This window comes from Hoeflea prorocentri (assembly GCF_027944115.1).
GTDB classification, from domain to species: Bacteria; Pseudomonadota; Alphaproteobacteria; order Rhizobiales; family Rhizobiaceae; genus Hoeflea_A; species Hoeflea_A prorocentri.
Genome location: NZ_JAPJZI010000001.1, coordinates 2,351,798 through 2,364,040, shown reverse-complemented (window position 1 = coordinate 2,364,040; position 12,243 = coordinate 2,351,798). Strand labels below are relative to the sequence as shown.

The 12,243-nt window shown below is 59.5% G+C and carries 9 protein-coding genes; all 9 read left to right on the top strand.

Annotated features, from left to right (window positions below; genetic code table 11):
* Positions 1–20: 20 nt before the first annotated feature.
* Positions 21–2,492 carry a GcvT family protein gene (locus OQ273_RS11130; RefSeq protein WP_267990574.1) on the top strand — a complete coding sequence of 824 codons (2,472 nt, stop codon included), beginning with the start codon at positions 21–23 and terminating at the stop codon, positions 2,490–2,492.
* Between the two features lie 121 nt (positions 2,493–2,613).
* Complete coding sequence (locus OQ273_RS11125; protein ID WP_267990573.1) at positions 2,614–3,759, top strand: NAD(P)/FAD-dependent oxidoreductase; 1,146 nt, start codon at positions 2,614–2,616, stop codon at positions 3,757–3,759.
* A gap of 174 nt (positions 3,760–3,933) precedes the next feature.
* Positions 3,934–6,219, top strand: coding sequence for a bifunctional salicylyl-CoA 5-hydroxylase/oxidoreductase (locus OQ273_RS11120; RefSeq protein WP_267990572.1), 2,286 nt, complete (start codon positions 3,934–3,936; stop codon positions 6,217–6,219).
* Between the two features lie 3 nt (positions 6,220–6,222).
* The gene (locus OQ273_RS11115) at positions 6,223–6,984 is read left to right on the top strand and encodes an SDR family NAD(P)-dependent oxidoreductase (RefSeq protein ID WP_267990571.1); all 762 of its coding nucleotides are present in this window, start codon (positions 6,223–6,225) and stop codon (positions 6,982–6,984) included.
* Positions 6,981–7,451 (top strand): MarR family winged helix-turn-helix transcriptional regulator, encoded by a 471-nt coding sequence (locus tag OQ273_RS11110; RefSeq protein ID WP_267990570.1) that lies wholly within the window; start codon positions 6,981–6,983, stop codon positions 7,449–7,451. Before OQ273_RS11115 ends, OQ273_RS11110 begins: the two co-directional genes overlap by 4 nt.
* Positions 7,448–8,260, top strand: a complete 813-nt coding sequence (locus tag OQ273_RS11105) for an enoyl-CoA hydratase family protein (RefSeq protein WP_267990569.1) — start codon at positions 7,448–7,450, stop codon at positions 8,258–8,260. The genes OQ273_RS11110 and OQ273_RS11105 overlap by 4 nt, the downstream gene beginning before the upstream one ends.
* A 2-nt stretch (positions 8,261–8,262) precedes the next feature.
* A complete protein-coding gene (locus OQ273_RS11100; RefSeq protein WP_267990568.1) occupies positions 8,263–9,429 on the top strand; it encodes an acyl-CoA dehydrogenase family protein in 1,167 nt (388 codons plus the stop codon).
* Positions 9,426–11,057 carry an AMP-binding protein gene (locus OQ273_RS11095; RefSeq protein ID WP_267990567.1) on the top strand — a complete coding sequence of 544 codons (1,632 nt, stop codon included), beginning with the start codon at positions 9,426–9,428 and terminating at the stop codon, positions 11,055–11,057. Before OQ273_RS11100 ends, OQ273_RS11095 begins: the two co-directional genes overlap by 4 nt.
* Before the next feature lie 19 nt (positions 11,058–11,076).
* Positions 11,077–12,213 carry an ABC transporter substrate-binding protein gene (locus tag OQ273_RS11090; protein ID WP_267990566.1) on the top strand — a complete coding sequence of 379 codons (1,137 nt, stop codon included), beginning with the start codon at positions 11,077–11,079 and terminating at the stop codon, positions 12,211–12,213.
* The last annotated feature ends 30 nt before the right edge of the window (positions 12,214–12,243 follow it).

The window sequence follows — 12,243 nt, the reverse complement described above, 5'->3', positions numbered from 1 at the left end:
TTTTTTGCCGGGAGACAACGATGGCAGACTTTCCCAAGAATACTCAGGTACTCATCATTGGCGGCGGCGTGGTCGGATGCTCCGTTGCCTATCATTTGGCCCATCTCGGATGGACCGATGTGGTTCTGGTGGAGCGCAAGCAGCTGACCTGCGGCACCACCTGGCATGCGGCGGGGCTGATTGCGCAATTGCGGGCGACCATCAACATGACGCGCCTCGCCAAATACAGCCAGGAACTCTACGGCAAGCTGGAGGAAGAGACCGGCATTGCGACCGGCTTCAAGCGCAACGGATCGCTGGCTGTCGCAACGAGCGAGCACCGCATGGAGGAATTCCTGCGCAACGCGTCCATGGCCAAGACCCATGGCGTGGACGTCAATGTGCTCACCACGAAAGACTGCGGCGATATGTATCCCTATCTGAATACGGATGGCGTGGTCGGTGGCCTGCACATTCCGCTGGACGGGCAGGGCGATCCGGCGAACATTGCAATGGCGTTGGCGCGCGGTGCTCGCCAAAAGGGCGTCAAGGTCTTTGAAAATACAAAGGTTGAGGCGATCCACATCAGGGACGGCCGTGCAACCGGTGCGCTGACAGACAAGGGCGAGATCAGCGCTGATATCGTGGTCAATTGCGCCGGTATGTGGGCGCATGAGGTGGGCCGCATGGCCGGCGTCAACGTTCCGCTGCATGCCTGCGAGCATTTCTATATTCTGACCGAAGCGGTTCAGGACCTGCCGGGCAACCTGCCGGTGCTGCGTGTCCCCGATGAATGCGCCTATTACAAGGAGGATGCGGGCAAGATCCTGCTCGGTGCTTTCGAGCCGGTATCCAAACCCTGGGGCATGGACGGCATTCCGGACGATTTCTGCTTCGATGAACTGCCGGAGGATTTCGATCACTTCCAGCCGGTCCTTGAACAGGCCGTCGAGCGTCTGCCACTTCTTGAAACCGCCGGCATTCACACCTTCTTCAATGGTCCGGAGAGCTTTACGCCGGACGATCGCTATATCCTCGGACCGTCGCCGGAAGTGGAAAACTTCTTTGTCGCCGCCGGTTTCAACTCCGTCGGCATCCAGTCTGCCGGCGGTGCCGGAAAGGCGCTTGCCGAATGGATCGTCGACAGCGCGCCGCCTTTCGATCTCTGGGATGTCGATATCCGCCGCATGTCGCCCTACCAGGGCAACCGGACCTATCTGAAGAACCGCGTGACCGAAACGCTCGGTCTGCTCTATGCCGATCACTTTCCCTACCGGCAGTACGAGACCGCCCGCGACATTCGTCACACGCCATTCCACGACAAGATGGCTGAACGCGGCGCCTGCTTCGGCGAAACTGCCGGCTGGGAGCGGCCGCACTGGTTCGTGCCTGCGGACGATCTCAAAAAGGGTGTCAAACCCGAATATGAATATAGCTGGGGCCGGCAGAACTGGTTCGGTTACGCCGCCGAAGAACACCGCGCCGTGCGCGAAAAGGCGGGAGCCTTTGACCTGTCGGCATTCGGCAAGTTCCTCGTCGAGGGGCCGGATGCGATGGATGTTCTGCAGCGCATCTGCGGCAACGACATCAACGTTGAACCCGGACGCATTGTCTATACCCAATGGCTTAACGAGCGCGGCGGCATCGAGGCGGACCTCACGGTCTCACGCCTTGCAGCCGACAGGTTTATGGTCATCACCGGCGCCGCCGTCGGCACGCGTGACTTCACCTGGCTCAAACGGCATATCCCCGAGGAAGCAAGATGCATCGCGGTCGACATGACCGCCGCCGAAGCAGTCCTTGGCGTCATGGGCCCGAATGCCCGTAAAATCCTGCAGAAAGTGACGCCGGCTGATCTGTCGAAGGAGGCATTCCCGTTCGGAACGTTTCAGACCATAGAGCTAGGCATGGTAACGGTGCGGGCGCACCGCATCACCTATGTCGGTGAACTTGGCTGGGAAATCTACGTCTCGGCCGATATGGCCCGGCATGTCTTCGACACGGTCATGGAAGCGGGCGAGGGAGAGGGCCTGCGCCTTGCCGGCATGCATGTGCTCGACAGTTGCCGCATGGAAAAAGGTTACCGGCATTTCGGTCACGATGTCACGGATGAAGACCATGTGTTGGAAGCTGGTCTCGGTTTCGCGGTCAAGACGGCCAAGGAAGATGGCAAGTTCGGCCCGTTCATTGGCCGGGATGCCGTGGTTGCGCGCAAGGAAGAGGGATTGAAGAACCGGCTGGTTCAGTTCCTGCTCAACGATCCGGAGCCACTTTTGTTTCACACCGAACCCATCGTGCGCGACGGTGAAGTGGTCGGTTATCTGACATCCGGAAATTACGGTCACCATCTTGGCGGCGCGGTCGGTCTTGGCTATGTCCCCGTGCGAGAGGGTGAAAGCGCCAAGGACATGCTGGCCTCGCAGTTCGAGATCGAAGTCGCCGGGCGGCGTGTTGCCGCAACAGCCAGCCTGAAGCCGCTTTATGATCCGACAAATGAGCAGATCAGGCAATAAACGACGTTCGGTGAAATTGTACTCTTTGCATTTTCATAAGAGTGAATAAACTGCCGGTTGTTTGACTCGGATACAATTCCCGCGGGCTCCATCCTGCGGGTTTTCGAAAGCGGAGCCGGTATTGACACAGACATCCCGTCGTCATTTCGACATCGCCGTTATCGGCGCCGGAATGGCCGGGGCTTCGCTCGCCTATGAGTTGGCGGGCGATGCCCACGTGGCCATCCTGGAGATGGAGAGCCATCCAGGCTATCACGCGACCGGGCGCTCGGCCGCCGTCTTCTCGGAGGTTTATGGCCCGGGGCCGATCCGGGCCCTGACCCGTCGGTCACGGCCTTTCTTTGAGAACCCTCCGGAGACGTTCGGAGATCAGCCGCTTTTGTCGCAGCGGGGTGTCCTGTATGTCGCCCGCGCCGATCAGAATGAAAGCTTTGAGCGATTGACCGACCGTCTTCGCGGTGCGCCGGTGACAGCGGTGTCCGATGCTGCTGCGGTGACGGAGTTGGTGCCTTTGTTGCGGCCGAACTATGCGCAGGCCGCACTCTACGAAGAACTGGCAAGCGATATCGACGTGCACGCCCTGCATCATGGCTATTTACGCGGTCTGCGCAGCCGGGGCGGAGAGCTGCTTGTCGATGCCGCCGTCAATGCGGCTCGGCGTGAGGACGGGGTCTGGGAACTGACGACCCGTCGCAGCACTGTTTGCGCACCGATCGTTGTCAACGCGGCCGGCGCGTGGGCGGATGAACTGGCTTCCATATTCGGCGCAGAGCCGGTTGGCCTGGTGCCCAAAAGGCGCACGGCGCTTACCGTCGCCGCGCCCAGCGGGCTTGACCCCGCCAATTGGGCGGCCGTCGTCGATGTCGACGAGCAATTCTACCTGAAACCGGATGCCGGCCGTCTTCTGATCTCTCCGGCTGACGAGACACCTTCGGCCCCTTGTGACGCACAGCCCGAGGAAATTGACGTAGCGATCTGTATCGACCGGATACAGAAGGCATTTGCACTTGACGTGCACCGGGTGGAGCATTGCTGGGCGGGGCTGCGCAGCTTTGTTGCCGACGGTGTGCCGGTCTGCGGCTATGATGAAACGGTGGACGGCCTGTTCTGGCTCGCCGGTCACGGCGGTTACGGTATTCAATCAGCGCCCGGTCTGTCGCAACTGGCCGCCGGAATGATAAAATCGACAACTTCCGGGCCGCAATTGACTGATTTCGGTTTTGATATCGATGAAATTTCCCCAAAGCGGCTTTTGCGCACCCCGTAGGTAACACCGCGCAGTTTCCAGCAATCCGGTATCGTTCGTCACCGAACCAAAAATATGTTGAGCCTAAAAATTTTAAGCTTGAAATAAATTTGGAGGAGTGGCACCATTTGGGCGTAGAAAGTTTCCTGTGCCCGCCGCTGCGGTGCCCAACGATGTAATGACAGGAATGTGCCGATGCGTATTGCATGCCTTGGAGGAGGGCCGGCCGGCCTATATTTCGCAATCAGTATGAAACTGCGCGATCCCGCCCATGAGGTGGTGGTGTTCGAGCGCAACAAACCCGACGATACATTCGGTTGGGGCGTGGTCTTCTCGGATGAGACGCTCGACAATTTCGAGGGCAACGATCCCGAAAGCGCAAAGCAGATCCGCAATCATTTTGCCTACTGGGACGATATCGCCGTCCACTATCGCGGCACAACACAGCTATCCACGGGACACGGTTTTTGCGGCATCGGCCGCCGCCAGCTTCTTTTGATCCTGCAGCAAAGGGCAAGAGAGCTTGGCGTCGATCTGCGTTTCGAAACGGAAATCGACAGTGCCGCCGCCTATGCGAAAGACTATGATCTCGTTGTCGCCTCCGACGGCCTGAACTCAAGAACACGTGAAGAATTTTCCGGCACGTTCCGTCCGGAAATCGATGTCCGCAAATGCAAGTTCGTCTGGCTCGGCACCCATCAGAAATTCGACGATGCGTTCACATTCATCTTTGAGGAAACCGAGCATGGCTGGATCTGGGCTCATGCCTACCAGTTCGATGCCGACACGGCGACCTTCATCGTCGAATGTCGTGAGGAGACATGGGAGAAGTTCGGCTTCGGCGAGATGAGCCAGGAAGAATCCATCGCGACCTGCGAGCGGATTTTCGCCAAACATCTGGGCGGCCATCCCCTGATGTCGAACGCCAATCATATTCGCGGATCCGCATGGCTCAATTTCCCAAGGGTGCTTTGTGAACGTTGGTCGCACGAAAACATCGTGCTTCTCGGTGATGCCGCGGCAACAGCGCATTTCTCGATCGGTTCGGGATCAAAACTTGCGATGGAGAGCGCCGTCGCGCTGGCGGATTATCTGCACAGCGAACCGTCCATGAGCGCTGCCTTTGAGCGTTATGAGGATGAGCGGCGTGTCGAGGTCCTGCGCCTTCAGTCCGCGGCGCGCAACTCGACCGAATGGTTTGAGAATGTGGAGCGTTATCTGCATCTCGACCCGGTTCAGTTCAACTATTCCCTGCTGACGCGCTCGCAACGCATCAGCCATGAGAATCTGCGCATTCGCGACAAGGACTGGATGGAGCGCGCGGAAGGATGGTTCCAGGCCAGGGCCGGAGCCAACGGGCACCGCGCACCCATGTTCGCGCCTTACAGGCTGCGCGACATGGATTTGCACAACCGCGTGGTTGTCTCGCCCATGGCCCAATACAAGGCCGTCGATGGCTGCCCGACCGATTGGCATCTCGTTCACTACGGCGAGCGTGCGAAGGGTGGTGCATCGCTGATCTATACCGAAATGACCTGTGTCAGCCCGGAAGGGCGCATCACGCCCGGATGTCCGGGAACCTATGCGCCCGAGCATGAGGCGGCGTGGCGTCGTATCGTTGAATTTGTCCATTCGCAGACACCTGCAAAGATCTGCATGCAGCTCGGCCATTCGGGAGCCAAGGGGTCCACGCAGCTTGGTTGGGAACAGATGGATGCCCCGCTCAAGGACGGCAACTGGCCCATTATCTCTGCGTCCGATGTTGCCTGGTCGCCTGACAACCAGAAACCGAAGCCCATGGACCGTGAAGATATGGACCGGGTGACCAGCCAGTTTGTTGCGGCTGCCGGAATGGCCGATGCCTGTGGATTCGACATGCTGGAGATCCATGCGGCCCACGGCTATCTCCTGTCGTCCTTCATTACGCCGCTGACGAACCGGCGCGACGATGAATACGGCGGATCGCTTGAAAACCGCATGCGCTATCCGCTTGAAGTCTACCGCGCCGTGCGCGCCGCATGGCCGGACGAAAAGCCGATTTCCGTCAGGATTTCCGCCAATGACTGGGTCGGCGAACAGGGTGTAACGCCGGGCGAGGCGGTGGCGATTGCCGCCATGCTGAAAGAGGCCGGTGTTGATATCTGCGACGTATCGGCGGGACAGACGTCCATCCAGGCGCAGCCGGTTTATGGCCGCATGTTCCAGACGCCTTTTTCCGACCGGATACGCAACGAGGCCGACATGGCGACCATGGCCGTCGGCAACATCTATGAAGCCGATCATGTCAATTCGATCCTGATGGCGGGGCGGGCAGATCTCGTCTGTCTGGCGCGTCCGCATCTTTCTAACCCCTATTGGACGCTGCACACAGCCGCCTATATGGGGGACGCCCAGACGCCTTGGCCGCTGCCTTACCTGGCCGGTCGGGACCAGTTTGTCCGTTTGACCGAACGCGGCGAAACCCAGACCGTCAGGGTATAGGCGATGGCGAAATTATCCGGAAAGCATGCGGTGGTCACCGGCGGCGGCTCGGGTGTTGGCGCGGCTATCGCTCTTGCTCTTGCCGAGAAGGGAGCGACCGTGACCGTCAGCGGCCGGCGGCGTGAGGCGCTTGATGCGGTCGCCGGATCGGCCGACAGGATTTCAGCCAGAACCTGCGATGTGACTGATCCCGATAGCGTTGCATCGCTGTTCTCTGCACTGCGCGAAGAGCATGGCGGTGTGAATATTGTCATTGCCAATGCCGGGGCCGCCGAGGCGTCACCCTTTGCAAAACTTGAAGTCGAGGAATGGCGTCGGACCATCGATGTCAATCTGACCGGCGCATTCCTGACGCTGCATGGCGGGCTTGCCGCCATGGAGGGAAAAGACTGGGGTCGAATGATCTCGATAGCATCCGTCGCGGGGCTGCGGGGTTATCCCTATGTGGCTCATTATTGTGCCGCCAAACATGGTGTGATCGGATTGACCCGTTCCCTGGCGATGGAGATTGCGACAAGCGGCATAACGGTCAATGCCATTTGTCCCGGATATACCGAGACACCCATGCTCACACGGGCACTGGAGAACGTAATGGACAAAACCGGAATGGAACGCGCCGACGCGGAAAAAGCGTTGCTGAGAACCAATCCGATGGGCCGGTTCATTCAGCCCGAGGAAGTTGCCCGCACGGTTCTTTGGCTGTGCGGCCCTGATTCCGGCGCCATCACCGGCCAGGCCATATCCGTTTCAGGGGGTGAAGTATGACGACGGCCGCGGAACTGACCGGTTCGGATCGCGACAAGCAGAAACTGCGGATCTGGCTGCGGATGCTTAAAATCTCCCGGCAGATGGAGGCGGAGATCCGCGAGCGCCTGCGTGTGGAGTTCGCAACCACGCTTCCGCGCTTCGACGTCATGGCCGCGCTCTATCGCGAGCCGGGCGGCATGAAGATGACCGCCTTGTCCGCCGCGCTGATGGTGTCCAATGGTAACGTCACCGGTATCGTCGAGCGGTTGGTCACCGACGGTTTTGTCGTGCGCGTGCCGGTCAGCGGCGATCGCAGGGCCATGATCGTCCGATTGACTGAAACGGGCCGCAATGAGTTCGCGCACATGGCGCAGGTGCATGAAGGCTGGATCGCATCGATGCTGAACATGCTGAGCGATGAGGACGCAGACATTCTTGTCGAGCTTCTCGACAACATGCAGATCAGGGGAGTTCGGGTACGATGAGTGCGTTGGCAGATTTGAAGCCACAACATTTCAATTGGCGTATGGATGGCAGCGTGGCGGTTATCACGCTGGACCGGCCTGAACGCAAGAACCCGCTGACCTTCGAGAGTTATGCGGAGCTGCGCGATACGTTCCGGGAAATGGTCTATGCCGACGATGTGGACGCCGTCGTGTTTGCTTCCAATGGCGGCAATTTCTGTTCCGGCGGTGACGTCCATGATATTATCGGCCCGCTGCTCGACCGTGACATGAAGGGGCTGCTGGAGTTCACCCGTATGACCGGCGATCTGGTGAAGGCGATGATCGGATGCGGAAAGCCGATCATTGCAGCAGTCGACGGTGTGTGCGTCGGGGCCGGGGCAATTGTCGCCATGGCCTCCGACATCCGCTTTGCAACGTCCGAGGCAAAGACAGCCTTCCTGTTCACGCGGGTGGGGCTAGCCGCCTGCGATATGGGAGCCTGCGCGATCCTTCCGCGTATTATCGGTCAGGGCCGGGCAAACGAGCTGTTATTTACCGGACGTACCATGAGCGCCGAAGAAGGTGAGCGATGGGGCTTTTTCAACAGGCTGATCGAGGCCGATGCGCTGGAGAAAGAGGCCGTGGCCTACGCTCAGCGTCTCGCCACCGGTCCCAACTTCGGCCACATGATGACCAAGACCATGCTGAAGCAGGAATGGGCAATGTCCATTGATGAGGCCATCGAAGCTGAGGCGCAGGCGCAGGCAATCTGTATGCAGACAAAGGACTTCCGGCGTGCCTACGATGCCTTTGTCGCCAAGCAGAAGCCGATATTTGAGGGCGACTGACCATGGCGGATCGCAGCTTTCTCAACTGGCCCTTTTTTGAAGATTGGCACCGCGATTATTACGAGCGGTTCGATGCCTGGGTGAGTGAAAATCTTACTGGTATCGACCACAATGAGATCGATGCCAGCTGCCGGATGATTGCCGACAGGCTGGGCGAGGCCGGCTGGCTTTCACCAACGGCAGTCGATCCCGCAGATGAGTCATCGGCGCTTGATGTGCGCACGCTCTGCCTCTCTCGCGAGATATTGGCCCGCCACGACGGGCTTGCCGATTTTGTCTTTGCCATGCAGGGGCTTGGAACGGGCGCGTTATCCTTCTTTGGTTCGCCTGACCAACGGGAATGGCTTTTCAGAACACGGACAGGCAAGGCGCTCTCGGCGTTTGCCCTTTCAGAACCACGCTCGGGATCCGATGTCGCAAATATGGAAATGTCGGCCCATCGCGATGGTGACGGTTTTGTCCTCAATGGGGAAAAGACCTGGATTTCAAATGGCGGTATTGCCGATATTTACACGGTCTTCGCACGCACCGGTGAGGCGCCGGGAGCCAAGGGCATCAGTGCTTTCGTCGTCCCGGCGGATACGCCGGGTCTGAGTATTGCCGAACGGATCAATGTGATCGCGCCTCACCCGCTTGCACGGCTTTCTTTCGAAAACTGCCGAATTCCCGGCAGCGCCCTGATCGGCGAGGCCGGCGGCGGTTTCCGCATTGCCATGTCGGTGCTTGATGTTTTTCGCTCCACGGTCGGCGCGGCGGCGCTGGGCTTTGCCCGCCGCGCGCTTGACGAGACCGTCAGCCGGGCGTCGCAACGCGAACTGTTCGGCGCGCCGCTCTTTGATCTGCAGATGGTGCAGGGACACATTGCCGACATGGCGCTCGACGTCGATGCCGCCGCGCTGCTGATTTACCGCGCTGCGTGGACCAAGGACATGGGCGCAGCGCGGGTGACCCGCGAAGCGGCCATGGCGAAGCTCTACGCGACCGACAAGGCGCAGGAGGTCATCGACAAGGCCGTACAGATCCACGGCGGTGACGGGGTGCGCAGCGGTCATATTGTCGAGAGCCTTTACCGGGATATTCGGGCGCTTCGCATCTATGAAGGCGCCTCGGATGTACAGAAAATCGTGATTGCGCGGCAGGCTCTGGCCGGTGCGGGAGCAAAATCATGACACAGACGAATCTGGGTCCGACGGCCCATATCGATACGTTTACCCGCGACAATCTGCCGGCGGCTGAGACCTGGCCGCAGCTTGATCTGTCGGGCTTCGATTATCCTGATCGCCTCAACGCCGGGGTTGAGCTGACCGATGTGATGGTCGACAAAGGCTTTGCCGATCACACCGCTCTGATCGGCAATGGGCGCCGGCGGACCTATAAGGAACTGGCCGACTGGACCAATCGCATCGCCCACGCGCTGGTCGAGGATTATGGCGTAAAACCGGGCAATCGCGTCCTCATCCGTTCAGCCAACAATCCGGCCATGGTTGCCTGCTGGCTTGCCGCCACCAAGGCCGGGGCGGTGGTGGTCAACACCATGCCCATGCTGCGCGCGGCCGAACTCGGCCAGATCGTCGACAAGGCCGAGATATCGCTGGCACTTTGCGACACCCGGCTCATGGATGAGTTGGTGCAGTGTGCAAAGGACAACAAGCACCTCGAGCAGGTGATCGGCTTTGACGGCACGGCCAACCATGATGCCGAACTCGACCGGGTGGCCTTGAACAAGCCGGTCAAATTCGACGCGGTCGATACCGGCCGTGACGATGTGGCGCTACTGGGGTTTACCTCCGGAACCACGGGCGAACCGAAGGCCACAATGCATTTCCATCGCGATCTGCTCATCATCGCTGACGGCTATGCGCGCGAAGTTCTCGGCGTGACGCCCGATGACGTTTTTGTCGGCTCCCCGCCGCTTGCCTTCACCTTCGGTCTTGGCGGCCTGGCGATTTTCCCGCTGCGTTTTGGTGCGGCGGCGACGCTGCTGGAAAGCGCGACGCCGCCGAACATGGTCGAGATCATCCAGGCCTATAAGGCGACGATCTGTTTTACTGCACCAACTGCCTATCGTGCCATGCTTGCGGCGATGGAAGAGGGGGCCGATCTGTCGTCCCTTCGGATCGCCGTGTCGGCGGGCGAAACGCTGCCGCCACCGGTCTATGACCTGTGGCGTGAAAAGACCGGTAAACCGATCCTCGATGGCATCGGGGCCACGGAACTTCTGCATATCTTCATTTCGAACCGCATCGGGAGTTCGCAGGCCGGCGCGACCGGAAAGCCTGTAACGGGTTATGAGGCCAAGATAGTCGGTGACGACATGACCGAAAAACCGCGTGGGGAGCCCGGAAGGCTTGCCGTGCGCGGGCCGACAGGCTGCCGCTATCTCAACGATACCCGTCAGCAGGACTATGTCCGCGACGGCTGGAACCTGACAGGCGATGCCTTCATGCAGGATGAAGACGGCGTCTTCCATTTTGTTGCCCGCGCCGACGACATGATCATTTCATCGGGCTATAATATTGCCGGCCCGGAGGTCGAGGCTGCGCTACTGGCCCATGAAGACGTTGTCGAATGCGGTGTAATAGGCGCGGCTGATGAGGAGCGCGGGCAAATTGTCGAAGCGCATATCGTGTTGCGCGAGGGCGTGGCCGCCGATGAGGCAACCGCCAAACGTCTGCAGGACCATGTGAAGGCGACGATCGCTCCCTATAAATATCCTAGATCAGTCAAGTTTATCAAAAGCTTGCCAAAAACACAGACTGGCAAGGTTCAGCGCTTTAGACTAAAAGAACAAGATTGAAAAACTAGGGAGGAATGACATGAAGAAACTGCTATTGGCCGGTCTGACCGGGCTGTCGATGACGGTTGGCGCGGCTTATGCCGAGCCCGTCAAGGTGGGCATGATCACCACGCTTTCGGGCGGTGGCTCCGGCCTCGGTGTCGATGTGCGCGACGGTTTCCTGCTCGCGGCCAAAATGGCCGGCAACAAGGATCTTGAAGTGATCGTGGAGGACGACGCACGAAAGCCGGATCTCGCCGTTCAGATCGCCGACAAGATGATCCAGAAGGAAAAGGTCGACGTACTGACCGGGATTATCTGGTCCAACCTTGCCATGGCCGTGGTGCCGTCATCCGTGGCGCAGGGCGTCTTTTACCTGTCGCCCAATGCCGGCCCGTCCATGCTGGCTGGCAAGGGCTGCCATGAGAACTACTTCAATGTTGCCTGGCAAAACGACAATCTCCATGAGGCCATGGGCGGTCATGCAAGCAGCGCCGGCTTCAAGAACACGTTTATCCTTGCGCCCAACTATCCGGCCGGCAAGGACGCGCTGACCGGCTTCAAGCGCTTTTACGAAGGCGATGTCGCAGGTGAACTCTACACCAAGCTCGGCCAGACCGACTACGCCGCCGAGATCGCGCAAATCCGTGCCTCGGACGCCGACAGCGTCTTCTTCTTTCTGCCGGGCGGCATGGGTATCGCTTTCATGAAGCAATATGCCCAGTCCGGCGTGGACGTTCCGGTAATGGGACCGGCCTTCTCCTTTGATCAGGGCATCCTGAAAGCAGTCGGTGATGCGGCGCTTGGCGTCAAGAACTCGTCGCAATGGTCGAAGGATATCGACAATCCGGCGAACAAGGCCTTTGTCGAGGCTTTTCAAGCTGAATATGGCCGTCTGCCGTCGCTTTATGCGAGCCAGGGTTACGATACGGCCAATCTGATCCTGTCCGCGATGCAAAAAGCCGATGTGAAGGACGCCGATGCCTTCCGGGCCGCCTTGAAGGAAGCGGATTTCGACAGTGTCAGGGGCGACTTCAAGTTCGACAGCAACCAGCACCCGATCCAGGACATCTATGTCCGTGAGGTCATCAAGGAAGGGGACGTGCTGACCAACAAGATCGTCGGCGTTGGCCTGGAAGACCGCTCCAGCGCCTATGTCGGGGACTGCAAGCTTTAAGATGACGATGCGGGCGGAGGGGTCACTTTC